The sequence below is a fragment of the Burkholderia sp. BCC1977 genome (assembly GCF_905339595.1).
GTDB lineage: Bacteria > Pseudomonadota > Gammaproteobacteria > Burkholderiales > Burkholderiaceae > Burkholderia.
Genome location: NZ_CAJPGQ010000059.1, coordinates 13,928 through 38,366 on the forward strand (window position 1 = coordinate 13,928; position 24,439 = coordinate 38,366).

Consider the following 24,439-nt stretch of genomic DNA (forward strand, 5'->3'; position numbering starts at 1 on the left):
TCACGCACTCGTACCGGAATCCAGGCGCCGCAGCCACCGGCCCGCCGGCATCACGATCCTCCCGACGCCCGTCGCGTCACGTATCCGTCATCCCGTTTCGTACCGTGCATCGGTACACTTTCCGATCGGCGCGCCGGCCGCGCCCGAATACCGTATCGCGCATGACGCCTACACCGGCGTCTCGTGACGCCGCCACGCGCCCGCGCAGCGTGCCGCGGACCGTCCCGCACGCGCGGCGGCACTGGAATCCGAAGCATTTCGATTGAGCATGATGCAGCACACGCACGCAGTTCAGTTCGAGGTTCAAGGAGAAAAACTCATGTCGCAGCTTTCGAATGAAGCAAACGGCAGTTCGGGGAGTGGCAAGGCCAGGCTGATCAAGTGGGCGATCATCATCGCCGGCATCGCGATCGCGGCGCCGGCCGCGCTGTTCATCCTGAAGGGGATGATCGCGCTGATCACGGCCGCCGTGATCGGCCTCGGGGCGATCTATTTCGCGCCGGTCGTCGCGATGAAGTTCGCGAACCAGAAGGTGAAGCTGATCGTCGAGGAAGCCCAGTCGAATCCGATCGAGACGCTGATCAACCAGCTCGCGGAAAAGCGCCAGGCGGCGCAGAAATTCGCGGACAGCATCACCGCGTTCCGCACCGAAGTGAAGAACTTCGAGAACAAGACCGAGCTGTTCGAGAAGCAGTATCCGGACGACGCGCCACGCTTTCGCGCGCAGCTCGACACGATGAAGCAGCTGCTCGCGTTTCGCGAAGGCCGCTACAAGCAGGTGCAGGCCGAACTGAAGAATTTCGCGTTGGCGATCGACCGCGCGAAGGCGATGTGGGACATGTCGCAGGCGGCGCAGCACATGAACAAGCTCGCAGGGCGGCAGACGGCCGATACGTTCGAGCAGATCAAGACCGACGCGGCCGTCGATTCGGTGATGCGTTCGGTGAACAAGGCGTTCTCCGAAATGGAGACGTCGCTGCTGGACAACCCCGAGGTCAAGCAGGCGCAACAGCAGGCGGTGATGAACGGCACGCCCGTGCCCGGCTCCGATGCGGCGCAGGCCGCCGCATTGCCGTCGAAACAACGATAACTTCCTGCAGGCACGCAACCATGAAAAAACTTCTCGGCGCAGTCGTGTTTCTGGTGGTGCTCGTCGGCGTATGGATCGTCCACCAGGGCGGCCTGTCGACACTGATTCCCGCGCACGACGCGGCTCCGGGCGCGACGTCCGCGCAGTCAGGCGACGCGGGCCAGCCCGCGCAGCCGTCGGCATCGGGCAACGTGTTGCCGGCGGGCTTCACGCCGCAGGCGAGCACGCTTAAATCGATCGCCGAGAACGGCATCGTGCGGATCTCGGTGCAGAACCCGAGCGAGCCGTTCTTCGGCGAGGACAAGGGCGCGCCGCACGGCTTCAACGTCGAATTCGCGCGGCTGCTGTTCGCGGATCCGTCGTTCTCGCACGGCGGCAAGCCGGTGGCCGTCGATACGCGTCACGAAGTCGATACGTACCCGGGCGTGCCGAAACAACTGCTCGACACCGATGCGAAGGGCAACCATGTCGTCGATGTCGCGATGGACGGGCTGACGTTCCCGGACAACACGCCGGCCGGCGTCGTCTACTCGGTGCCGTACGTCGACGATTTCGGCTATTCGCTGATCGTGCGGCAAGGCTCTGCGATTCGCTCGGCCGACGATCTGGTCGGCAAGACGGTCGGCATCCTGAAGGGCGACCCGGACGTGCGCGGGTTCGTCACGCGCCAGTATCCGAACGTCCACTTCGTCGAGGTCGACGATTCCGATCCGGCATTCATCGCGAAGAGCCTCGACGGCCATGCGGTCGACGCGTTCATCTACGACTATCCGTTCGCGGTCAGCTCGATCAAGGGCACCGACCTGAAGTTCGCGGTGACCAAGCTCGACGGCTCGAACATCGCGTACAAGATCGGCGTGCGCGCGGACGACCAGGATCTGCTGATCTACCTGAATGCGGCGATCGCGAAGCTCAAGCAGTCGCCGCAGTATCTCGACCTGCTGCGCAAGTACTTCGTCAGCGACCAGACGATGACGACCGCGGCCGCATCCGGCGAGCATACGTACGTGGTGAAGGCGGGCGACACGCTGAACATGATCGCGGCGAGCAAGCTGGGCAGTGGTCAGCGCTATCGCGAGATCCAGCGCCGCAACAACCTCGCGAACCCGAACCTGATCCTGGCCGGCCAGCATCTGGTGATTCCGGTCCGGTAGGCGCGGTGTGAAGCGGAGAAGGGGAAGCGGAGAAGGTGAAGCGAGGAAGGTGAAGCGAGGAAGGTGAAGCGAGGAAGGTGAAGCGAGGAAGGTGAAGCGAGGAAGGTGAAGCAGAGGAAGGTGAAGCAGAGGAAGGTGAAGCGACGCGCGGGGCCCGGCGGAGAGCATCCGCCGGGCCCCGCGCCGTTCCGCGTCAGTGCGTGACCGACAGGAACAGGTAGGCCGCGAACAGCGACAGGTGCACGACGCCGTGCAGCACCGTCGTGCGTCCCTGGCTGAGCGTCAGCGTGCTGACCAGCAGCGTCAGCGACAGCAGCACGGTTTCCATCGCGCCGATGCCGAGCGTGAGCGGCTGGCCGACCCAGATGAACACGGCCGCGACGGTCGGGATCGTGAGCCCGATGCTAGCGAGCGCCGAACCGAGCGCGAGGTTCATGCTGGTCTGCAGACGATTCGCGCGCGCGGCGGTGACGGCCGCGAGCCCTTCGGGCAGCAGCACGAGCGCGGCGATCACGATGCCGACCGCCGCTTCCGGCGCGCCGAGCTTCAGCACCGCGTGCTCGACGGCCGGCGACAGCAGCTTCGCGAGCAGCACAACCGCGACGAGGCTCGCGAACAGCAGCACCAGGCTGATAATCGCGGTGCGCGTGGTGGGCGGCGCGGCGTGGACGGATTCGTTCGCGCTGTCATGCGCGGCGAGGAAGTAGTCGCGATGGCGCACGGTCTGCACGAACACGAACACGCCGTACAGCACGAGCGACGACACGCCCGCGAACGCAAGCTGAGAATTCGAGAACTGCGGGCCGGGTGCCGCGCTCAGGTAGTTCGGCATCACGAGCGACAGCACCGACAGCGACGCGAGCACCGCGAGCGCCTTGCTCGCGCCGCGCCCCTGGAAATCCTGCTCGCCGTGCTTCCACGCACCGACCAGCAGGCAGAGGCCGACGATACCGTTGCAGATGATCATCACGGCGGCGAACACGGTGTCGCGCGCGAGGCCCGATTTCTCGGGACCGGCGCCGAGCATCACCGACACGATCAGCGCCACTTCGATGACGGTCACGGCGACCGCGAGCACGAGCGTGCCGAACGGCTCGCCGACGCGGTGCGCGACGACTTCGGCATGGTGGACGGCGGCGAACACGGCGCCGGCGAGGGCGGCGGCGAACACCGCGATGACGAGGCCTTCGGCCGGTACGACGCGCGACAGCGCGAGTACCAGCCACGCGGCAAGCGGGGCCCAGAGGGTCCAGCGCGGGAGCTGGTTGGACGAGATCGGCATGGACGGTTTCCTATGCGAGTGGCGGCGCGCGACGCGCCGTCACGGGTTGACGAAGCCCGGCCGGATAATCCGCCGAACGAGGATGGTGAAACTGATGGGCGGCAGCACGGCGATGTGCTGCCTCGGGTTCGCCGCCGTGAGGCGGCGAGGGGCGCGGGCGGGCCGAAGCCCGTCGCTGGATGAAACGGTTCGATGCGACCGGGTGCCGATGGCGGGGCGCTTGCACGTGACGACAGGCGGGCCGGCGGTTCTGAACCGACCCCGAAAGGGCACGGACGATGGACGGCAGCGGCGTGACACGCGGTTTCCCCCTGAAATCCGGCGGTTTGTCGAATTTTATCAGGCGTTCGGGGGGTACTATCTCATATTCGAACGCTTTCATTGACCTTTCGGTTTACAAAAAGTGCCCGGATCGTGCGAATTTTTTGTTTTTACGGTTTTCGTAACGGTCTCTTGCACGACACATTCGGGCTCGCCCTGACATAAATCTACCGACCGGTCGGTTTATAATCGCTCGCACTTCCACTTCATGACGGATCGCAAGCGATGGCTGTTTCTTCTGCACATTCGGTGAATTCGGGCGCGCTGGCGCCGTCGGCGGTCGTCGGCGTGATCGGCGCGGGCGCGATGGGCGCGGGCATCGCGCAGGTTGCCGCGGCGGCCGGCCACGCGGTGCTGCTGTACGACCTGAACGAAGCCGCGTGCGACAAGGCGCTGGCCGGCATCCGCGCGCAGTTCGCACGGCTGGCGGAGAAGGGCCGGATGGCGCCGGCCCAGGCCGACGCGGCCGGCAGCCGGATTCGCGCGGTGCGCGCGCTGGCCTACTTCACGGGCGCCGCGCTGATCGTCGAGGCGGCGGCCGAGCGGCTCGACGTGAAGCGCGAGATCTTCGCGACGCTCGAGCGCCATGTCGACGACAGCTGCGTGCTGGCGACCAACACGTCGTCGATCTCGATCACGTCGATCGCGGCCGGGCTGCGCGCGCCGCAGCGGGTGGCCGGCCTGCATTTCTTCAATCCGGCGCCGCTGATGGCGCTCGTCGAGGTGGTCAGCGGGCTCGCGACCGCGCCGGACGTCGCGCAGGCGCTCTACGACACGGCCGCCGCGTGGGGCAAGCGGCCGGTGCTGGCGAAGTCGACGCCGGGTTTCATCGTGAACCGCGTCGCGCGGCCGTATTACGCGGAGGCGCTGCGCGTGCTGAACGAGCAGGGCGGCACGCCGGCCTCGATCGACGCGGTGATGCGCGACGCCGGCGGCTTCCGGATGGGGCCGTTCGAGCTGATGGACCTGATCGGCCACGACGTGAACTTCGCGGTGACCGAGTCGGTGTTTCGTGCGTACTTCAACGATCCGCGCTTTACGCCGTCGCTGATCCAGCAGGAACTCGTGAACGCGGGCTTCCTCGGGCGCAAGTCGGGGCGCGGCTTCTATTCGTATGCGGACGGCGCGCCGCCGCCGGCACCCGAGTTCGAACCGCCGCGCGACGCGCCGGCCGACGTCGCGCTGTTCGCGCAGGACGGCCCGGCCGCCGCGCTGCATGCACGCTTCGTCGAACGCATCGCGGGCGCACGGCAGAACGGCGCGCATGCCGACGAACTGCTCGCCGTGGCCGGCCGCGCGTCGATCGCGCTGACCGACGGCCGTACCGCGACGGTGCGCGCCGCGCAAGCCGGCGTGGCCGACCTCGTGCTCGTCGATCTCGCGCGCGATTACGCGCAGGCCGGGCTCGTCGCGCTGACGCGCGCGCTCCAGTGCAGCGACGCGGCCTATGCGGATGCGGTCGGGCTGTTCCAGCAAGCCGGTTTCCGCGTCGTCGGCGTCGCCGACGTGCCGGGCATGGTCGCGATGCGCACCGTCGCAATGCTCGCGAACGAGGCGGCCGACACGGTCAACCAGGGCGTGTGCTCGCCCGCCGATCTCGATCTCGCGATGGAGAAGGGCGTGAACTACCCGTGCGGCCCGCTCGCGTGGGCCGATGCGATCGGCGTCAGCCGCGTGCATCGCGTGCTGTCGAACCTGGCGGCGAGCTACGGCGAGGACCGCTATCGCGTGTCGCCGCGCATCGCCGCGCTGCACGCCGCCGGCCGCACGTTCCGCTAGCCGCCGGCCGCATCACCCGGATCACCCGGATCACGATAACGACATCACTCCATTGGAGGAGCACCCCGATGACTCACCCGACGCATCCCGCCGCCGCCCTCGATCCGATCGAGACCGCCAGCCGCGACGAACTGCAGGCGCTGCAGCTCGAGCGCCTCAAGTGGTCGCTGCGCCACGCGTACGACAACGTCCCGCACTATCGCCGCACGTTCGACGCGGCGGGCGTGCATCCGGACGACCTGAAGACGCTCGCCGATCTCGCGAAATTCCCGTTCTCGACCAAGACCGACCTGCGCGACAACTATCCGTTCGGGCTGTTCGCGGTGCCGCGCGAGCAGGTCGTGCGCGTGCACGCGTCGAGCGGCACGACCGGCAAGCCGACGGTGGTCGGCTACACCGCGCGCGACATCGACACGTGGGCGAACGTGACCGCGCGTTCGATTCGCGCGGCCGGCGGCCGCCCGGGCGACACGCTGCACAACGCGTTCGGCTACGGGCTCTTCACGGGCGGACTCGGGATTCACTACGGCGCCGAGCGGCTCGGCTGCATGGTCGTGCCGATGTCGGGCGGGCAGACCGAGAAGCAGGTTCAGCTGATCCGCGATTTCGAGCCGAAGATCATCCTCGTCACGCCGTCGTACATGCTGAACCTGATCGACGAGATGGTGCGGCAGGGGATGGACCCGGCCGAGTCGTCGCTGAAGATCGGCATCTTCGGCGCGGAGCCGTGGACGCAGGCGCTGCGCGAGGAAGTGGAGACGCGCGTGGGCATCGATGCGCTCGACATCTACGGGCTGTCGGAAGTGATGGGCCCGGGTGTCGCGTGCGAATGCGTCGAGACGAAGGACGGCCCGGTGATCTGGGAAGACCATTTCTATCCGGAGATCATCGATCCCGTGACCGGCGAAGTGCTGCCGGACGGCAGCGAGGGCGAGCTCGTGTTCACGTCGCTGACGAAGGAAGCGATGCCGGTGATCCGCTACCGCACGCGCGACCTCACCGCGCTGCTGCCGCCGACCGCGCGCGCGATGCGCCGGCTCGCGAAGATCACGGGCCGCTCCGACGACATGCTGATCGTGCGCGGCGTGAACGTGTTCCCGAGCCAGATCGAGGAGATCGTCGTCGCGCAGACGAAGCTGTCGGGGCAGTTCCAGATCACGCTGTCGCGCGACGGCCACATGGACCGGCTCGATCTCGCGGTCGAGCTGCGCTCCGAGGCCGCCGCGTGCGTGACCGACGGCGAGCGCGCGGCGATCGCGCGCGAGCTGCAGCACCGGATCAAGACGATGATCGGCGTGTCGGCCGGCGTGACGGTGCTCGCCGCGGGCGGCATTCCCGCGAGCGCGACCGGCAAGGCCCGGCGCGTGATCGATCGCCGGCAGGCCGCCTGAGTTTCGCCGTTCCCTGTTCTACCCCGAGGAAACCTGTTCGATGGATGAATTGAAGACCCTGGCCGTCGCCGTCGATGCGCGCGGCATCGCGACCGTCGCGCTGCAACGCGGCGACGTGCTCAACGCGTTCGACGAGACGATGATCGCCGAGCTGACCGACGCGTTCACGACGCTCGGCGGGCGCGACGACGTGCGCGCGATCGTGCTGCGCTCGGACGGCCGCGCGTTCTGCGCGGGCGCCGACCTGCAGTGGATGCAGCGCGCGAGCGCGAACGACGCGGCCGCGAATCTGCGCGACGCCGAGCGGTTCGCCGCGATGATGCGCGCGATCCGGCAGTGCCCGAAGCCGACGGTCGCGCGCGTGCAGGGCCACGCGTTCGGCGGCGGCGTCGGCCTGTGTGCGGCCTGCGACATCGTGATCGCGAGCGAGCACGCGCGCTTTTCGGTCAGCGAGGCCCGCTTCGGGATCCTGCCGTCGGTGATCGGCCCGTATCTGGTCGAGGCGGTCGGCCAGCGCCAGGCGCGCCGGCTCGCGCTGACCGCGACGCAGCTCGCGGCCGGCGAAGCCGTCGCGATCGGGTTGATCCACCAGGCCGTGCCGCTCGATGCGCTCGACGAAGCGCTCGACAAGACGCTCGCCGAGCTGAGCCGCAACGGCCCGAACGCGCTGATGGAGATCAAGCGCTTGTTCGACGCGATCGGCGAGTATCCGCCGTCGGACGAGCGCGCGGCGTTCACCGCGCGGACGATCTCCCGGGTGCGGGCGACGCCGGAAGCGAAGGAGGGCTTCGCCGCGTTCTTCGCGAAGCGGCCGCCGGCGTGGGAGCCGGGCGCGAATTGAGGCTGCGACGCGGCCCGCCGGCCCGGGCCGCGATTTGCGTCTCGGGCGCGGGCGCTTGCTCTACAATGCGTGACCCCCGGCCCGGCCTTGACCGTTGCCGGCCCAGCCCTGACCGCTTCCTCGCCCCGATGATCGTCAACCGCCTTATCTCCGAGATCCTGTTCGGCTTCACCGGCCTGATCGGCATCATCAATCCGATCGGCATCGCGTTCCTGTTTCTCGAACGCACCGAGGCGCTGACCGAGCACGAGCGGAACCTGCTCGCGAAGAAGGTGGCGTTCAACGCGTTCATCGTGTTGCTGGTCGCGTTCTTCGCCGGTACGCCGGTGCTGCATTTCTTCGGCATCTCGATGGAAGCGCTGCGGATCGGCGGCGGCTTCGCGGTCGCCGTCGCGGGCTGGCAGATGCTGAACGAGCCTGACGGGCCCGCAGGCGGCGGCGATACGCCGATCAAGCCGATCAATGCGAACGCGATCATGACCCGCGCGTTCTTTCCGCTGACCGTGCCGCTGACGGTCGGCCCCGGGTCGATCGCCACCGCGATCGCGCTGAACGCGAACCGCACGCACAAGCTGTCGGAATTCATGCTGTCGAGCATCGTGTCGATTTCGGTGTCCGCGCTCGTCGCGGTCGTGATCTGGCTGACCTACAGCCGTGCCGCGCTGCTGTCGCGCTATCTCGGCACCGAAGGCACCAAGGTCGCGAAGCGCGTGTCGGCGTTCCTGCTGCTGTGCATCGGCGTGCAGATCATGCTGACCGGCTTCTCCGAATTCCTGCAGCCGCTCGCCGACCAGATCAAGTAAGCCGTTCTCCGTTCGACGCGTGACCCGGCCCGGCGCGACGCGTCCGGGGAAGCGGCGTCGCGCGGCACGTCGGCCCGGCCGTCGGCGTCGTGCTTCGGCGCGTCGAGCTTGCGGTGCGCGTGCGTCGGCACGATCTTGCCGCCCAGTACGCCCAGTACGCCCAGTACGCCCAGCACGCCCAGCACGCCCAGCACGCACAGCACGCACAGCACGCACAGCGCCGAATACGCGTTTGCGCGCCGCGGGATACCATGCGACGTCCGGCCGCTGCTCGGCGCGGCGTTCGTGCCCGGTGCACCGAACCGCGGCGCGCCTGCGGCCGCCAACCCCACTTCAAGGACGAGGCGAGCGATGGAATACGTGAAATTCGGGTCGACCGGGATGGACGTGTCGAAGCTGGTGCTGGGCTGCATGACGTTCGGCGAGCCGTCGCGCGGCACGCATCCGTGGACGCTGCCGGAAGCCGAAAGCCGCCCGATCATCCAGCGCGCGATCGAGGCCGGCATCAATTTCTTCGATACCGCGAACATGTATTCGGACGGCACGTCGGAGGAGATCGTCGGCCGCGCGCTGCGCGACTTCGCGAAGCGCGACGACGTCGTGATCGCGACCAAGGTGTTCTACCGGATGCGGCCGGGGCCGAACGGCGCCGGGTTGTCGCGCAAGGCGATCATGACCGACATCGACCAGAGCCTGAAGCGGCTCGGCACCGACTACGTCGACCTGTACCAGATCCACCGCTGGGATTACGACACGCCGATCGAGGAGACGCTCGAGGCGCTGCACGACGTCGTGAAGGCCGGCAAGGCGCGCTACATCGGCGCGTCGTCGATGTTCGCGTGGCAGTTCGCGAAGGCGCTGTACACGTCGAAGCAGAACGGCTGGACCCGCTTCGTCAGCATGCAGAACCACCTGAACCTGCTGTATCGCGAGGAAGAACGGGAAATGCTGCCGCTGTGCGAGGCCGAGGGCATCGCGGTGATTCCGTGGAGCCCGCTCGCGCGCGGCCGGTTGACGCGCAACTGGGACGAGTCGTCCGGCCGGCAGCAAAGCGACGAGGTCGGTCAGCGGATGTACGACGCGACAGCCGATGCCGATCGCGCGGTCGTGGAGGCCGTCGCGGCGATCGCCGCCGCGCGCAACGTGCCGCGTGCGCAGGTCGCGCTCGCGTGGGTCGCGCACAAGCGCGGGATCACCGCGCCGATCGTCGGCATCTCGAAGCCGCATCATCTGGACGATGCGCTCGGCGCACTGCAACTGAAGCTGACGGACGACGAAATCGCGGCGCTCGAAGGCCCGTACGTGCCGCACGCGGTGGCCGGCTTCAACTGAGTTCGACCGACCGAAACCGGCGCGATGCCGCCACCGTGCACGGCGTTCAGCGCGCGGCGGCGAGCATCGGGTAGGTGAACAGCCCGAAGTGGATCGCGTTCAGCCCCGCATGCGCGAGCGCGGACGCGAGCAGCCCGCAGCGCCGCCATGCCAGGCCGTAGCCGATGCCGGCCACCGTGCCGAGCACGATCCACGGCCAACCGCCGGCCGCATGCGCGGCGCCGAACAGCACCGCGCCGATCGCGAGCGCGGCCCACGGCCCCCAGCCGAACCGGCCGAGCATGCGCGTGAGCCCGCCTTGCACGTAGCCGCGGAACAGGGCTTCCTCGGCGAGCGTGACGAGCAGCACGTTGTTGACGAGCCACATCCAGCCCGACGCCGGCCATTTGGGCGCCCAGCCGACCATGCCGAAGGCCAGCGCGCCGGCCAGGCAGGCCGCCGCCGTCGCGACGGCCGCCGCGGCGCCCGTGCGCAGCGCGCGCGCCGGCGGGACGTCAGGCGCGATCCACGGCAGCGCCCACAGCAGCCACAGGCCGACGAGCGGCTTGTCGAAATTCAGGTACATCGTGAACGGCACGGCATCCGGCGTGAAACGCGTCGGCTCGATCACGCGCGGATTGTGGAAGCCGGGAATCAGGTGCAGGCTCAGCGCGATCGCGAGCGTGGCAAACACGACGTGCGCGACGATCCGCACCGCGAGCGGGCGGCCGGGCGCGACGCCCCAGGCGGCGGCCACGAGCAGTGCGAGCGGGGCGAGCACGATCGGCTCGAGCTTGCCGAACGCCAGCGCACCGGCATAGCCGAGCGCGGCCAGGGCGATGCTCAGGCCGTGCAGCGGGCGCTGCCACGCGAACGCGGCGGCAGTGAACAGCGCGAGCCAGATCGTGGCACACGGGAGAAGCGAGAGAGACATGGGGCGATGCAGGGGGCGAACGAGACGCCGCGCATCATACCCCAGCGACCGTGACAGGCCGCCGGGCCGGCCGCGAGAGGGGCGAGGCGGGCTAAACGGGTGAGGCGGGCGAGACGAGCGAAGGCGGCGCTCAGCGGCCGGCGATCTCGGTGACGCCGTCGCGGGTCGGGATATCGACGCTGTTGCGTTCGCGCATTCGCCGCCGGTACCAGAAGGTCCACAGCAGCAGCGTGCCGAACACCGTGTAGCCCATGATCGGCGACACGACGAGCACGCGCTCGACGGGCCAGGTCATGACCATCCACAGACGCAGCAGCATCTCCAGCGTCATGCACGCGCCCCACACGAAGGTCATCAGCCGCAGCATCTGGCGCAGCCCCGGCTGCTCGGCCCAGACCGTCTCGAAACGCGCGGCGCCGCCGGCCATCTCGCGCGCCACCGTCGCGCGTGCCAGATAGAAGATCAGCGGACGATCGCGGAACAACGACAGCAGGAACACGACGCCGATCGTGCCGGACGCGAGCGATTCGCGCATCAGCAGCGTGCGCGCGCTGCCGCCGAGCGCCATGCCGGCGATCGACAGCGCGATGCCCAGCAGCACGACGGCGGCCACCGCATCGATGCGGCGCGAGCGGATGAATTCGACGACCGACCAGACGATGGGCGGAATCGCCGACGCGTACAGCGCGCCGGTTTCGCCGAAATACGGGTGCGCGACCCGGTACGCGACCCAGGGCAGCAGCAGGTTGACGACGAGTTCGAGGATCAGGCCGGCTCGTGGTTTCACGGAAGCGGGCGCGCGGGTGGCGCGCGGGGCGGTGATGTCGCTTCGAGTATATCGAAGTCCGACCCCGCGCGGCGCCGTTGTACGCGCACCGAAAGCGGGCGGGAACACGCACCGGCCGGGCGGCGGGGCCGCGCCAGGGTTGCCGCGGGACCGCTCGGCGCCGCGACCGGCCGCCAGACGGCCACCAGACGGCTGCCGGACGGCCACCAGACGGCCACCAGACGGCCGTCATCGCCCGGTCATCGGCTCGTCAGACCGTCGCGGGCTGGACGATGATCTTCACGTTCCGGTCCTTGTGGTTGACCAGCTCCTCGAAGCCGTGCGTGACGATGTCGCCGAGCGTGATCCGCCCGGTGATCAGCGGTTGCACGTCGATGCGGCCGTCCGCGATGAAGCGGATCACGTCCGCGAATTCGCCGTTGTACGCGAGCGAGCCGATCACTTCCTTCTCGGTCGACACGATGTCGAAGAAGTTGAACGACGTCGGCGCCTCGAAGATCCCGACCATCACCGACTTGCCGGCCTTGCGGATCACGTCGATCGCGAGCTGTGCGGTGGCCGTGTGCCCGATGCACTCGAACGACACGTCGGCACCGTAGCCGCCCGTCAGCGCCTTGACTTCCGCGATCGCGTCGGACGCCTTCGGGTCGATCACGACCGTCGCGCCGACTTCGAGCGCCTTCTGCTTGCGCGCGGCCGACATTTCCAGCGCGATCACGCGTCCGGCGCCCGCGGCCTTCGCGCACATGATCGTGCACAGGCCGATCGTGCCGGCGCCGACCACCACGACGGTCTGGCCGACGATGTTGCCGGCCTTCTTCACCGCATGCAGCCCGACCGCGAGCGGCTCGATCAGCGCGCCGGCCTCGGTCGGGAAGTTGTCGGGCAGCTTGTACAGCAGTTCGGCCGGCACGTTCACGAATTCGGCGAACGCGCCGTTGTTCATCAGCCCGGTGAACGCGAGGTTCTCGCAGATGTTGTACAGCCCGTGCCGGCAATACCAGCAGGTGCCGCAATGCTGGCACGCGTCGGCCGTCACGCGGTCGCCGACCGCGAAGCCCGTCACGCCGGCGCCGAGCGCCGCGATTTCGCCGCTGAACTCGTGGCCGAGGATGCACTGGCCCTTCAGGCCCGTCAGCGGGTGCGGCGCGTCGACCGGGATGAACACGGGCCCGGCGACGTACTCGTGCAGGTCGGAGCCGCAGATCCCGCACCAGTGCACGCGGATCTGGGCCCAGCCGGCCGGCGGATGCGCCGGAACGGGGACCGCTTCGACGCGGATGTCGTTGCGGCCGTGCCAGACGGCGGCTTTCATGCTGGGAGCGGGGTTCGGTGCCGGTGTACTCACGTTGCTGTCTCCGTCAGGTGTCGTCGGTCGCGCGGCCTGCGGCCGGTGCGTCCGTCGCGCGATTGCGCGAGCGACCGATATGCAGGAACGGGGCCAGCTCGAATGGGCGGTCGGGCGGCGACGGAGCGGGGCGGGCAGTGTGCGGCGCAACAGGCCGCCTTGCATTGAAAACAGGTGGGGCCGAGCGAATCGCGCGGGAAATTTGCGGCGATTGCGACGAGACGGGGCGGGTGAGACGCCGGGACATTCGTCTCAGCCGTTTGAGACGAAACGCGAGACGAAACGCGAGACGCGCGGCTCGGGCGGGGTCGCCGTAGCCGCCGTCGTTCCGGCCGATTGTGGCGATCGGCGAAACGCATCGTTGCGCACGTTTCCCCTTTACTTGAAGTTAACTTCAATTTGTATCATCTGCGGCAGTCCGATCGCGTGCGGTGCGCGGCGGCGTCACCGGAGGTGGAACATGACCGAATCGCCCGTCGCGGCCGCGCTCGCCGCGCCCCCGTCGCGCAGTTACCGGGCCGCCGTCGCGAACGTCGTGCTGGCGAGCATCGTGTCGGCGCTGCACGTCGGCAAGGCGTCGATCGCGTTGCCGTCGCTGCAGCACGATTTCGGCGGGTCGCTCGCTTCGCTGAGCGGCGTCATGTCGGTGTTTCCGTTCGTCGGCGTGTTCGGCGGAATCGCCGCCGGTTTGCTGGTGCGGCGCTGGGGCGACCGGTTGCTGCTGATCGCGGGCCTCGTGATCCTCGGCCTGTCGAGCATCGCCGGTGCGTGGGCCGGCAGCTTCGCGCTGCTGCTCGCCACGCGCCTTGCCGAAGGGCTCGGCTTCGTGATCGTCGTCGTGGCCGCACCCGCGGTGCTCAATCGCGTGACGCCGCCCGAGCGGCGCAATGTCGCGTTCGGGCTGTGGAGCACGTTCATGCCGGCCGGCATGGCGCTGTCGATGCTGGTCGGGCCGCTGCTCGGCGGTTGGCGCGACGGCTGGCTCGCGGCTGCGGCGCTGACGCTCGTCGCGGCGGTCGCGGTGCCGGTCACGACGCCCGCCGATACGCGCTCCCGGTTCGCGGACGCGCCGCGAATCGGGCCCGCGCTGCGCGACGTACTCGCGTCGCGCTCGACGACGCTGCTCGCGCTGGGCTTCGCCACCTACAACGTGCAGTTCTTCGCGGTGATGACGTTCCTGCCGGTGTTCCTGATGCAGCGCCTGGGCGTCGCGGTCGGCGCGGCGGGGCTGATCAGCGCGGCGATCGTCGCCGCATGCGTGATCGGCAACCTGACCGCCGGCTGGCTGCTGTCGCGCGGTGCGCGTCCGGGGATCGTGATGGCCGCGACGTCGGTCGCGATCGGCGCGGCCGGCGCCGGACTCTTCAGCGCGGCGACTCCCGCGCCGCTCGCGGTCGCGCTGGGCTTCGCGTTTTCGGCGATCGCCGGGATGCTGCCCGCGACGATCCTGGCGTGCGCGCCGCAATCCGCGCCTGCGCCGGCGCTGGCGCCGCTCAGCATCGGCTGGGTCGTGCAGGGCAACTATCTCGGACAGGTGATCGGGCCGCTGACGATCGGCGCGATCGTCGGGGCGTTCGGCTGGTCGGGCGGCATCGGGTTGATGCTCGCGGCGGCGCTCGTCGGCGCGGCGCTCGGCCTGGCGCTGCTGCGCGTACCGCCGGGCCGGCGCTGAGCATGGCGCCGGTCAACCTGCCCGCAACCTTTCGTCAAGCATGCCGGACATCATGGAAAGCCTGATTTGCGAAGAAGACCTGTCGTGCGTCGCGTCGACGTGCGGCGCACCTGACGCGATGCCATCGCCCGGCGACGCCGCCGCGCATCCGGTCGCGACCCTCGCGGCCCTCATGGCCTTCGGCCGCGCGCCGCGGCGTACCGCCGCGGCGTTGTCGCCGTTGCGGCCGCAGCTGTTCGTCACGGTGCTGGAAGCCGGCGACGACGGCCTGCTGGTGCGCTGGGTCGAGAGCGGCCGATGTCACTACGGCGAGCAGCGCTGGCGTTTGCGGGTGGCGCTGGTGCCCGGGCGCTGCGCGATCTCGGGACGGCTGATCGAGCCGGGCGAGCCGGTGTTTCGGCCGGTGCGTCGGCCGGTGCCGGCCAACGCCGACGAGATGATCTGCCCGGCGTCGGTGCCACAGGTGGCTGGGGCCGTGCCGGACGCCGGCCACGATGCGACGGATCCGGCCGAGGTGACGGGCTGAATGTGGGCACGGTTACGCTGATGCGTGACCTGAGATGCGTCCGGTACGGGACGGGTCCGGCCGCGGTGACGGGTTGAATGCCGGCGCGGTTGCGCTGATGCGCAACCTGAGATCCGTCCGGTACGGAACGGGTCCGCCCGACGTGACAGGCTGAACGCCGGCCGGCAGGTCGTGCTGCCGCGTTACTTGAGATCCTTCCGGTACTGGATGAACCCCGCGTTGTTCGCGAGCTTGTCGTACAGCGCGCGGGCGGTCGTATTGGTTTCGTGCGTGAGCCAGTACACGCGGCTCGCACCCGCTTCACGGGCCCGCTCGTACACGGCCTCGATCAGCGCGCCGCCGGCGCCTTGTCCGCGGGCGTCGGCCGCCGTGAACAGGTCCTGCAGATAGCAGTACGGCCCGTCGGTCCAGCACGAGCGGTGGTAGATCGCGTGCACGATGCCGATCAGCGCACCCGACGCGTCGAAGGCGCCGAGCACGAACATCGGTTCGGCCGGATCCATCAGGCGCGCCCACGTCGTCGCGAACACGGCGTCGCTCAGCGCGGTCTCGTAGAACGACTGGTAACCCTGCCACAGCGGGCGCCACGCGGCTTCGTCGGCGGCCACGAGCGGCCGGACCGTGACGCGCGTCGCGTCCTTCGAGCCGGCAGCCGCGTCGCGCGCACGCGCCTGCGCGTGGCGGATCGCGACGAGCGACGCGCGCTGCGCTCCGTGCGCATCGAAATTCTCCGGCGCAAGCCATGCTTCGAACGCGGCGCGCACGTCCGGCCATTCGCCGTCGACGATCGAGAACCACGCGGTATCGCGGTTGCGGCCCTTGTAGATGATCGCCTGCCGGAACGTGCCTTCGTAACGGAAGCCGAGCCGCGCGGCCGCCTTGCGCGACGGTTCGTTGAGGTCGTCGCACTTCCATTCGTAGCGCCGGTAGCCGAGCGTGTCGAACGCGTACTGCATCAGCAGGTACTGCGCTTCGGTCGAAATCGGCGTGCGCTTGAGCAGCGGCGAGAACGTGACGGAGCCGACCTCGATCACGCCGTTGGCCGGGTCGATGCGCATCAGCGCGAGCGTGCCGACCGCACGGTTCGTCGCGCGGTCGATCACCGTGTAGTGCAGCGGATCGACGCTCGCTGACGCGCCGCGCACGTAGTCGCGGTAACTCGACTCGTCGGCATACGGCCCGTGCGCGAGATAGGTCCAGTCGCCGCCGTCGGTCGCCTGCGCGTACGCGGCGTACAGGTCGGCGGCATGGCGGTCGGCGTCGAGCGGTTCGAGGCGGCAGTAGCGGCCCTCGAGCACGATGCGCGCCGGGCGCGGGCGCGCGGACCAGTCGGGAACGGGCTGGCCGATGGGCTGCTGGAAGTCGTTGGTGAGCGTGGACAAGGTCGATCTCGCTTCGGTTGGCGGCCGGCGACATACCGGCATGCAGACGATCGTAGTCCCGGCGAGGTACCATGAGAAGCGCCAGACGATGGCAAATTTATGGTGCCACGCCGGTGCCACGCCGGTGCCATGCCGGTGCCATGCCGGTGCCATGCCGGCGCCGCGATCGACGCGCCATGCACCGAGACTTCCACGCCGCGACACCCCGATGACGACTGCCTTTCCTTCCGCCGACGCACCGCTGTTGCCGCTTGACGCGCCGCTCGCGCGCACGGCCGGCGCGCCTTCCTTGCAGCGGCAATTGCTGCGCCGCGTGCGCGACGCGATCCTCGGCGGCGCGATGCCGGCCGGCACGCGGCTGCCCGGCACACGCGCGCTGGCCGAGACGCTCGGCGTGTCGCGCAACACGACGGCGGCCGTCTACGAGCAGCTCGTCGCCGAAGGCTTCCTGCAATCCGATCGTCGCGGCACGCGCGTGGTCGGCCTGTCGCGGCCGGCCGCGCCGCGCCGGCGGGCCGCGCCGCCGGCCGTCGCGCAGCGGCTCGGCCGGATCCGTCCGAGCCTGATCGGCACCGGCGAGTCGGAAGGCTTCCGGCCGGGCGTGCCCGCGCTGTCGCATTTCCCGGTCGATGCGTGGCGGCACGCGATCGACCGCGCGCTGCGCCGTGCCGGCCGCGACCTGCTCGCGTACGGCGACCCGCTCGGCGAGCGCACGCTGCGCGAGTCGATTGCGCGCCATCTGGCCGTGACACGCGGCGTGCGCTGCGATCCCGAGCAGATCGTGATCACCGAAGGCGCGCAGGGCGCGATCGCGCTGTGCGCGCAGCTGCTGACCAACCCCGGCGACACGGTCTGGGTCGAGGAGCCCGGCTATCGCGGCGCGCGCACCGCGATGCAGGCGGCCGATCTCGAGGTCCTGCCGATGCCGGTGGACGCGGAGGGGCTGCGTGCGGAAGACACGGACTGGCGCGAACGGACGCCCCGGCTCGTCTACACCACGCCGTCGAACCAGTTCCCGACCGGCGCGGTGCTGTCGATCTCGCGCCGGCTGGCGCTGATCGATGCCGCACGCCGGCATCGCGCGTGGATCATCGAGGACGACTACGACAGCGAGTTCCGGCATACCGGCGAGCCGATCGGCGCGTTGCACGGGCTCGCGGCCGAGTCGCCGGTCGTCTATCTCGGCTCGTTCAGCAAGACGATGTTTCCGGCGTTGCGGATCGGTTTTCTCGTGCTGCCAGACGCGCTGCTGGCCGCGGTGCGGCCGGCGCTGCCGGAGATGCTGCGCGGCGGGACGCGCCACGTGCAGCTCGCGCTCGCCGATTTCATCGAGACGGGGGAGTACGGGCGGCATCTCGGGCGGATGCGACGGCTGTATCGCGACCGGCGGCGCTTGCTGCTCGCCGCGCTGGACGACGCGTTCGCGGTGCCGCATCAGGTCGAGGGCGGGCCGTGCGGGTTGCATCTGGCACTGCGGTTGCCGGCCCGTTATCGCGACCGCGCGATCGTCGAGGCGGCGCGCGCGCACGGGATCGGGCCGTTTCCGCTGTCGGGGTTTTCGATCCACGCGACATCGGCCGCCAACGGGCTGGTGCTCGGTTTCGGCAATACGTCGGCCGATGCGTTCGCGCCGATGCTGCGGACGCTGTCGACGCTCGCGCATCGGGTGGCGGGCGATTGAACCGTGTTCGCGCGGCGCGGTCAGCCGGCCCGGCCGTTGAGGACGTTGTTGGTGGCGATCAGCGCAGCCACGGAAAGCGCGGGTGTATTCGAGACAGGGCGGCGCGGCAGAGCGCCAGGTCGTTCATCGCACACCTTCCGCGCGCATGATCCGACGGGCCGCCGCCAGACTGAGCACGAGCAGCACCGCGACATACGCGACGACGGCACCCCACGCGCCGTGTTGCCAGAACGTGCCGCCGACCGAGCCCAGCACGCTCGACCCGACGTAATAGGCCAGCAGGTAGAGCGATGCGGCGTGCCCCTTCGCGGAGCCGGCGAGGTGCCCGACCCAGCCGCTCGCGACTGCATGGGCGACGAAGAAGCCGATCGTGATCAGCACGATCCCGACGATGATCGCGACGAGCGAATGCGACAGCGTCAGCGCGAGGCCGGCCGCGAACACGAGGACGCCGCTGACGAGGACGGGTGCGCGCCCGAGCCGATCGGCGAGTGCGCCCGCGCTCGACGAGGACACCATCCCGAACAGGTAGGCGCCGAAGATCAGCCCGCATGCGGTCGCGCTCAGGTTGAACGGCGCGGCCGTCAGCCGGAACCCGGCGTAGTTGTACACGGTCACGAACGCGCCCATCACGAGGAAGCCGATCGCGAACACGAACGGCAGCCGCGCGTGATGCAGCTGCGCGTTCCACAGCCGCAGGTGGTGACGCAGCGTCAGGTCGGTGCGCTTCACGAAGCGCCGCGACTGCGGCAGCAGCATCACGAACGCGATCGCCGCGACGAGGTCGACGAAGCCGATCGTCAGCATCGCGGTGCGCCATGAGAAATATTCTTCGAGCGCGCTCATCCCGATCCGCCCGACCATGCCGCCGAACGCGGTGCCGCCGACATAGAGCCCCATCGACAGGCCCAGCCCGTCGGCGGCGATTTCCTCGGCGAGATAGGCCATCGCCACCGCCGGGACGCCGCCGAGCGCGAATCCTTCGAGCGCGCGCCAGATCAGCAGCAGGTTCCAGTTCGGCGCAATCGCCGCGAACACATTGAACAGCGCGGCCAGCGTCATCGACGCGAACATCAGCCCGCGTCGCCCGACGCGTTCGGACAGCGCGCCGGCGCACAGGATGGAGACCGCCAGCATCCCGGTCGACAGCGACAGGGACAGCGAACTCGACGCCGCGCCGATGTTGAACTCGCGCGCGAACGCGGGCAGCAACGGCTGCACGCAATACAGCAGCGAGAAGGTGGAAAAGCCGGCCAGGAAGAGCGCCAGCGCGATGCGCTTGTAGGCCGCCGAGCGCGGCGACACGCCGGCGGGCAGCGCATCCGGCGTGGCGTTCGGGGCGCGCGTCGCGGCCGGCGAAGTCGCAGGAGTAGACATGGTCGGTACCAGTTGGGCGAGGGAATACCCGAATTCTTGCGCACGCTCATATATATGTCCAATATATGAAAGAAACCGTAGCGATACGTTTTTCGACTGGCTGAAAGCCGTTTCCGTCTACCCCGGGATCACATCGCGCATGGAACTCAGGCATCTCCGATACTTTCTGGCCGTGGCCGCCACGTCCAACTTCACGAAGGCCGCGGAAACGCTCGGCATGGGGCAGCCGCCGCTGAGCCAGCAGATCAAGGCGCTCGAGAACGAGCTCGGTGTGGCGCTGTTCAAGCGGACCGCACGCGGCGCCGAACTGACCGTGGCGGGAGAGGTGTTCGCGGAAGAGGCACGGCGCGTGCTCGACGACGCGGAGCGCGCGGCGCGGGCGGCAAGACGGGCCGCGCGCGGGGAAATCGGGCAGCTTCGCGTCGGCTTTACCGGCACAGCGGCCTTCAATTCGAAAGTGGCGGACCTGATTCGCCGCTTTCGCGAAGCGTTTCCGGATACGGATCTGACGTTGCAGGAAGCGACTTCCGGCGTGCTGCTCGAGGCGCTGGAGGCCGGGCGGCTCGACGTCGCGATCGTGCGTCCGGAGCGTCGTATCGCGGACACGTTGCTGGCAGCGGATTGGGACGAGGAGCCGATGTTCGTCGCGATGCCGGTCGCGCATCGGCTCGCGCAGCGGCGTCGGATCGATCTGGCGGAACTGGCCGACGAGGCATTCGTGCAGGTGCCGCGCGAGGCGGGCAGCGCGCTGTTCGACGACATCGTCGCCGCGTGCGATGCGGCCGGCTTCCAGCCGCGCATGGCGCAGCCCGCGCCGCAAATCGCGTCGGCGGTGACGCTCGTCGCGGCCGGGCTCGGCGTGTCGATCGTGCCGAAGGCGATCACGCAGGTGCAGGTCGCGGGCGTCGTATATCGGCCCGTCGCGGGCAACGGGCTGCGCGCGAGACTGGCGATTGCGTCGCGGCGCGACGATCCGTCGGCGGTGGTGCGCAATTTTCTGTTGCTGGCCGGGTAGCGCGGGCTGCGGCGCAGGATGTGCCTCGGCCGCGCGCGTTGCACGCAGCGTGCGGGGAATATTCCGATTGACGAACCGCGCACTTTGTCCGGAACGAACGCTGCCGCGGTTCCGCCGCTGCGCGACCAGCGGGCATGCGGGTTTCGATTCGTATGTTCCGAATGCGGCGTGGACTATAAATGGAGGCGTGTACCGGTGCTTGTCGGGCGTCCGCGCGTCTCGCGCGGGTCGGCGCCTCGACTGCCGGGGGAGGTGCACCGTGGTTCGCCAGACGCTTGCTCGCGCCGTGCTTCGCACCGCGTTGATCGGGGGCGTGTTCGCCTCGTTCCTGTCGCCGCCGCCAACCGTTGCAGGAACCGTCGCGCCGCCCGGCACACAGCCAGCCCTGAAGAACAGGCCTGCCGCATCGCCTTATTCGATGCCGGTCGACTTCTCGGCGATCGTCGACCGCTACGGCCCTGCGGTCGTGACCATCATGACTGCCGCGCCGGACCAGCAGTCCGGCGGTCCGGCGTTCCTGTACCTCGATCCCGACGATCCGCTTTCCGCGTTCTTCCGCCGAGGCGCGCCGCTGCCGCCCGCGCAAGGCGCACCGGCGTCCGCGCCTGCGCCTGATATGTCGCCGCGCGCGATCGCGGGCCTCGGCTCGGGCTTCATCGTCAGCGCCGACGGGGTGATCCTGACGTCCGCGCATGTCGTCGCCGATGCGACCGACGTGACGGTGCGACTGGCCGATCGTCGAGAGTTGAAGGCGGCCGTGCTGGCCGTCGATCCGCAGAGCGACGTCGCCGTGCTGCGCGTCGACGCGGCGAAGCTGCCGGTCGTGCGTATCGGCGATTCGTCGCGGGTGCGTGCCGGCGAACCCGTGATGACGATCGGCGCGCCCGACGGCGCGGGCAACACGGTCACGGCCGGCATCGTCAGCGCGACGTCGCATGCGCTGCCGGACGGCAGCGCGTTTCCGTTCTTCCAGACCGACATCGCGGTGAATCCTGACAACTCGGGCGGCCCCGTGTTCAACCGCGCGGGCGACGTGATCGGCATCGCGGTGCAGGTCTATACCGACGCCGAGCGCTATGCGAGCACGACGTTCGCGATTCCGATCGCGCTCGCCGTGAAAGTGCGTGCGCAGGTGCAGGCGCAGATGCGGGCCAATGCGCAGGCGCAGCGCGCGTCGTCCGGCAATGCGCTGGGCGTCGACGTGCAGGATGTCGGCGTCGGGCTGGCCGCTGCGTTCGGCCTGCCGCGTCCGGCGGGCGCGCTCGTCAACGGCGTCGATCCCGGCTCGCCCGCCGCCGCGGCCGGCGTGCGGCCCGGCGACGTGATCGTGAAGTTCGGCGACAAGCCGATCGGCCGGTCGGCCGAACTGAACGACCTGGCCGCCGCGTTGCCGCCCGGTGGAAAGGCGCCGCTGCGGCTGATCCGCAACCGCAGGCCGACGATGCTGACGGTCACCGGCGCGGGGACGGGCGACGCGATCGACAACGCGGCCGCGACGGGCAGCGCGGGCATGGTCGGGGCGGGCGCGGTCGGCACGGCCGGTGCCACCGGCGTGGCGATGGCCGCCGCACGGCCGGCAGACACGGGCGATCGGCTCGGGCTGACGATGCACCCGCTGAGCGACGCCGAACGGCGTTCGACCGGGCTCGCGATCGGGATGATGGTGGATGCGGTGCACGGGCCGGCCGCGAGCGCGGGCATCCGGCCGGGCGACGTCGTGCTTGAACTTAACGACACGCTGCTCGAAACGCCGGACGACGTGCAGACGCTCGAAGCGAAAGGCGGCGTGATCGCCGTGCTGATCCAGCGCGACAACGCGCGCAAGTTCGTGTCGGTGCGAGCGCGGTAGTGGCGTTGACGAGGGCGGGGGGAAGACCGGCGACGTGCGGCGGTCACCTGATCTCGAGCGCTGACACCCAAGCGGCCGCTTCACGCTGAAACCAGCCGAGCGGCCGATGCGAACGCCTCGGCCTTTGCCGATGTTGGGGCGGGCTGGGTGCTATGTCGGCAATGTGGCGCGTTGCTGACGGTGGCGGTATCGAGCAGCCGGAGCGCAGCTTCCTGCATCAGTGAACTTGCACGCTCGGCCCGCAGCGCGCCGTCGATTCGTCACATGGAAGGTGACGCGCATCCGACCGCTTGACTGGAAACGGCGAACAGGTTGTGACGCGCTTGATGGGCGTCCCCTGATCGCGACGATTGCAATGCGTGGCACCGGAATCGAGCGCTCATCGGCTGATGCGCGCTGCACTCATGCCATGCTGGTGGTTGCATCGTTACGCATGCGATATTCAGTCGGCGTTGTCGACAGGTATTTCCGGAACAGCCTCGCCAGTTGTGCGCCACCGTTGATGCCACAGCGACGCGCGACCTTGTCGACCGGCAAGCTCGATTCCACCAGCATCCTGCAGCTCATGTTCAAGCGCGCGCGTTGCAGGTAGTCAGATGGCGTCATGCCGATCTCGCTCTTGAACCTTCTCAGGAAGTTGCGCTCGCTCATGGCCGCGACTTGCGCCGCAGCATCGATCGAGACGGGCCGGTCGACGTTCGCCTCCAGCCAACGCGCGGATGCCGTGATTTGCTCGCTCACACGCGGCGCCTTGCTCGCCGCGGCGAACGCATCGGACGGTGCCGGCGCCGGCATCGCCAGAGATCTCGACACATGCCGCGCGAGCTCGCCGCCCAGGTCGTCTTCGACCATGCGCAACGCAATGCGAATGGCGTCAGGTTCGCTGCCCGGCGATTTGGCGGCAACCACGTCGGGAGTGTCGTTGGCTGCACGAAATCCGCTCGGAAGACCTGCCGCATCCAGAAGAAGCTTTCCCTCAGCGATCGGATGAACGGTGTCGCATAGCGGATGCTGCCGGCGCAGCCAATTGATCAGCCGCTTGTCGCGACAGGCCGGATGAGCAGCCGCTCCGCCGGCGACGAACATGATCTGCTTGCCTTCCACGCGCCGCCGCGAATCGATGCTTTCCGTCCAGAGGAAGACCGATGAAGAGGCGGCAATTCGGCCGCCAGCAGCGGAGACCAGCGATACGTCATAGCGCGCCTCGCCGGACGGACGCGCTGTAGTCAGCGCACTTGCCTGATGAAAAATCTCGATGATCGCCGCGACATCGTGCAGTGCAAATCCGTTGGACAGCACGATGTCGACTCGCGTCGGCGTCCGTGTGGCGGGCTTCCCCGAGCGAGACAGGGTGGAATGCTCCGATGCCATGGTGATTCCCCAAGGATGTGGTTGACCGGCAGAGGCGCGCTTCGGGTTCTGCAACTCGAAGCCGTTGACGCATGCCATCCGGGCGGCCCTCGGCAACCGTCGCGTAGCCGACTCCGACAGCCGGTGGCCGCCTGAAACCGGCAAGCACCAACGGACATGCGGCCCCGAGAATTCTAGGAAGGGCGGTCGGGTCGGCTTGACACTCCGTCTCAAAAAAACGGAACTTCACGCGTTTCGGAAAATTCATGCTCGAAGACATGTCGCACGATGTATGGCTGGCTTCGGCCAAGAGGCTTTGATAATCGCCACGTTTGATCAGGCCCGCCTTCGCGCAGGTAGTGAAACCGCGATTCGCAAACGGTTGCGTGGTACCAAATAAGTCGGAGGGGCAGCCGATATCGTGTTCATGCAAAAACGAACCAATCAGAACATCGTGGACGCGGCTCGCGAAACCGCGGACGCGATCGTGGGAGCCGGGGCATAGGCGCGTGTGTGGTTTCCGGATACTAAAGCGGTCGATTCGCC

20 protein-coding genes are annotated in these 24,439 nt (G+C 68.9%); 12 read left to right on the top strand and 8 right to left on the bottom strand.

The window, feature by feature from the left end:
• Positions 1-76: 76 nt before the first annotated feature.
• Positions 77-307, bottom strand: coding sequence for a hypothetical protein (locus U5771_RS31780; RefSeq protein WP_322027595.1), 231 nt, complete (start codon positions 305-307; stop codon positions 77-79).
• A 12-nt stretch (positions 308-319) separates the two neighbouring features.
• On the opposite strand from U5771_RS31780, the gene U5771_RS31785 reads away from it, so the two are divergent.
• Both U5771_RS31785 and U5771_RS31790 read left to right on the top strand, forming a co-directional pair.
• Positions 320-1,090, top strand: a complete 771-nt coding sequence (locus tag U5771_RS31785; protein WP_322027596.1) for a hypothetical protein — start codon at positions 320-322, stop codon at positions 1,088-1,090.
• A gap of 20 nt (positions 1,091-1,110) precedes the next feature.
• Entirely contained in the window at positions 1,111-2,244 is a 1,134-nt protein-coding gene (locus U5771_RS31790) for a LysM peptidoglycan-binding domain-containing protein (protein WP_322027597.1), read from the top strand.
• Positions 2,245-2,437: 193 nt separating this feature from the next.
• Here U5771_RS31790 and U5771_RS31795 read toward each other — a convergent pair whose 3' ends face one another.
• Entirely contained in the window at positions 2,438-3,526 is a 1,089-nt protein-coding gene (locus tag U5771_RS31795; RefSeq protein WP_322027598.1) for an ionic transporter y4hA, read from the bottom strand.
• Positions 3,527-4,072: 546 nt separating this feature from the next.
• On the opposite strand from U5771_RS31795, the gene U5771_RS31800 reads away from it, so the two are divergent.
• The 5 genes from U5771_RS31800 to U5771_RS31820 all read left to right on the top strand — a co-directional run bounded on the left by U5771_RS31800 (position 4,073) and on the right by U5771_RS31820 (position 9,993).
• The gene (locus U5771_RS31800; protein ID WP_322027599.1) at positions 4,073-5,626 is read left to right on the top strand and encodes a 3-hydroxyacyl-CoA dehydrogenase; all 1,554 of its coding nucleotides are present in this window, start codon (positions 4,073-4,075) and stop codon (positions 5,624-5,626) included.
• A 68-nt stretch (positions 5,627-5,694) separates the two neighbouring features.
• Positions 5,695-7,017 (top strand): phenylacetate--CoA ligase PaaK, encoded by a 1,323-nt coding sequence (gene paaK, locus U5771_RS31805; RefSeq protein WP_322027600.1) that lies wholly within the window; start codon positions 5,695-5,697, stop codon positions 7,015-7,017.
• A 40-nt stretch (positions 7,018-7,057) separates the two neighbouring features.
• Positions 7,058-7,858, top strand: coding sequence for an enoyl-CoA hydratase-related protein (locus U5771_RS31810; protein WP_322027601.1), 801 nt, complete (start codon positions 7,058-7,060; stop codon positions 7,856-7,858).
• Positions 7,859-7,986: 128 nt separating this feature from the next.
• A complete protein-coding gene (locus U5771_RS31815) occupies positions 7,987-8,661 on the top strand; it encodes a MarC family protein (RefSeq protein ID WP_322027602.1) in 675 nt (224 codons plus the stop codon).
• Between the two features lie 351 nt (positions 8,662-9,012).
• Positions 9,013-9,993: an aldo/keto reductase gene (locus U5771_RS31820; RefSeq protein WP_322027603.1), complete on the top strand. Its 981-nt coding sequence runs from the start codon at positions 9,013-9,015 to the stop codon at positions 9,991-9,993.
• Positions 9,994-10,039: 46 nt separating this feature from the next.
• Here U5771_RS31820 and U5771_RS31825 read toward each other — a convergent pair whose 3' ends face one another.
• The 3 genes from U5771_RS31825 to U5771_RS31835 form a co-directional block, all read right to left on the bottom strand.
• Positions 10,040-10,906, bottom strand: a complete 867-nt coding sequence (locus U5771_RS31825; protein ID WP_322027604.1) for a CPBP family intramembrane glutamic endopeptidase — start codon at positions 10,904-10,906, stop codon at positions 10,040-10,042.
• 130 nt (positions 10,907-11,036) lie between these two features.
• Entirely contained in the window at positions 11,037-11,693 is a 657-nt protein-coding gene (locus tag U5771_RS31830) for a VC0807 family protein (RefSeq protein ID WP_322027605.1), read from the bottom strand.
• Between the two features lie 250 nt (positions 11,694-11,943).
• Positions 11,944-13,008 carry a 2,3-butanediol dehydrogenase gene (locus U5771_RS31835; RefSeq protein ID WP_322027606.1) on the bottom strand — a complete coding sequence of 355 codons (1,065 nt, stop codon included), beginning with the start codon at positions 13,006-13,008 and terminating at the stop codon, positions 11,944-11,946.
• A 493-nt stretch (positions 13,009-13,501) separates the two neighbouring features.
• On the opposite strand from U5771_RS31835, the gene U5771_RS31840 reads away from it, so the two are divergent.
• Positions 13,502-14,713, top strand: a complete 1,212-nt coding sequence (locus U5771_RS31840; protein ID WP_322027607.1) for a CynX/NimT family MFS transporter — start codon at positions 13,502-13,504, stop codon at positions 14,711-14,713.
• A gap of 40 nt (positions 14,714-14,753) precedes the next feature.
• A complete protein-coding gene (locus U5771_RS31845; protein WP_322027608.1) occupies positions 14,754-15,239 on the top strand; it encodes a DUF3331 domain-containing protein in 486 nt (161 codons plus the stop codon).
• A gap of 182 nt (positions 15,240-15,421) precedes the next feature.
• Here the strand turns inward: U5771_RS31845 and U5771_RS31850 are convergent, their stop codons facing one another.
• A complete protein-coding gene (locus U5771_RS31850) occupies positions 15,422-16,621 on the bottom strand; it encodes a GNAT family N-acetyltransferase (protein ID WP_322027609.1) in 1,200 nt (399 codons plus the stop codon).
• A gap of 208 nt (positions 16,622-16,829) precedes the next feature.
• On the opposite strand from U5771_RS31850, the gene U5771_RS31855 reads away from it, so the two are divergent.
• A complete protein-coding gene (locus tag U5771_RS31855; RefSeq protein WP_322027610.1) occupies positions 16,830-18,302 on the top strand; it encodes a PLP-dependent aminotransferase family protein in 1,473 nt (490 codons plus the stop codon).
• Positions 18,303-18,425: 123 nt separating this feature from the next.
• Here U5771_RS31855 and U5771_RS31860 read toward each other — a convergent pair whose 3' ends face one another.
• Positions 18,426-19,679, bottom strand: coding sequence for an MFS transporter (locus U5771_RS31860; protein ID WP_322027611.1), 1,254 nt, complete (start codon positions 19,677-19,679; stop codon positions 18,426-18,428).
• A gap of 139 nt (positions 19,680-19,818) precedes the next feature.
• Here U5771_RS31860 and U5771_RS31865 point away from each other — a divergent pair, with 139 nt between their 5' ends.
• Together U5771_RS31865 and U5771_RS31870 are read left to right on the top strand one after the other, a co-directional pair.
• Positions 19,819-20,694, top strand: coding sequence for a LysR family transcriptional regulator (locus U5771_RS31865; RefSeq protein WP_322027613.1), 876 nt, complete (start codon positions 19,819-19,821; stop codon positions 20,692-20,694).
• 259 nt (positions 20,695-20,953) lie between these two features.
• Entirely contained in the window at positions 20,954-22,543 is a 1,590-nt protein-coding gene (locus U5771_RS31870) for a trypsin-like peptidase domain-containing protein (RefSeq protein ID WP_322027614.1), read from the top strand.
• A gap of 402 nt (positions 22,544-22,945) precedes the next feature.
• On the opposite strand, the gene U5771_RS31875 is transcribed toward U5771_RS31870, so the two are convergent.
• Complete coding sequence (locus U5771_RS31875) at positions 22,946-23,914, bottom strand: GlxA family transcriptional regulator (protein ID WP_415859456.1); 969 nt, start codon at positions 23,912-23,914, stop codon at positions 22,946-22,948.
• Positions 23,915-24,439 lie beyond the last annotated feature (525 nt).

Coding starts and splice junctions, on each gene's coding strand:
- U5771_RS31785 (WP_322027596.1), top strand. CDS start 320: ATGTCGCAGCTTTCGAATGAAGCAAACGGCAGTTCGGGGAGTGGCAAG.
- U5771_RS31790 (WP_322027597.1), top strand. CDS start 1,111: ATGAAAAAACTTCTCGGCGCAGTCGTGTTTCTGGTGGTGCTCGTCGGC.
- U5771_RS31795 (WP_322027598.1), bottom strand. CDS start 3,526: ATGCCGATCTCGTCCAACCAGCTCCCGCGCTGGACCCTCTGGGCCCCG.
- U5771_RS31800 (WP_322027599.1), top strand. CDS start 4,073: ATGGCTGTTTCTTCTGCACATTCGGTGAATTCGGGCGCGCTGGCGCCG.
- paaK (WP_322027600.1), top strand. CDS start 5,695: ATGACTCACCCGACGCATCCCGCCGCCGCCCTCGATCCGATCGAGACC.
- U5771_RS31810 (WP_322027601.1), top strand. CDS start 7,058: ATGGATGAATTGAAGACCCTGGCCGTCGCCGTCGATGCGCGCGGCATC.
- U5771_RS31815 (WP_322027602.1), top strand. CDS start 7,987: ATGATCGTCAACCGCCTTATCTCCGAGATCCTGTTCGGCTTCACCGGC.
- U5771_RS31820 (WP_322027603.1), top strand. CDS start 9,013: ATGGAATACGTGAAATTCGGGTCGACCGGGATGGACGTGTCGAAGCTG.
- U5771_RS31825 (WP_322027604.1), bottom strand. CDS start 10,906: ATGTCTCTCTCGCTTCTCCCGTGTGCCACGATCTGGCTCGCGCTGTTC.
- U5771_RS31835 (WP_322027606.1), bottom strand. CDS start 13,008: ATGAAAGCCGCCGTCTGGCACGGCCGCAACGACATCCGCGTCGAAGCG.
- U5771_RS31840 (WP_322027607.1), top strand. CDS start 13,502: ATGACCGAATCGCCCGTCGCGGCCGCGCTCGCCGCGCCCCCGTCGCGC.
- U5771_RS31845 (WP_322027608.1), top strand. CDS start 14,754: ATGCCGGACATCATGGAAAGCCTGATTTGCGAAGAAGACCTGTCGTGC.
- U5771_RS31855 (WP_322027610.1), top strand. CDS start 16,830: ATGACGACTGCCTTTCCTTCCGCCGACGCACCGCTGTTGCCGCTTGAC.
- U5771_RS31860 (WP_322027611.1), bottom strand. CDS start 19,679: ATGTCTACTCCTGCGACTTCGCCGGCCGCGACGCGCGCCCCGAACGCC.
- U5771_RS31865 (WP_322027613.1), top strand. CDS start 19,819: ATGGAACTCAGGCATCTCCGATACTTTCTGGCCGTGGCCGCCACGTCC.
- U5771_RS31875 (WP_415859456.1), bottom strand. CDS start 23,914: ATGGCATCGGAGCATTCCACCCTGTCTCGCTCGGGGAAGCCCGCCACA.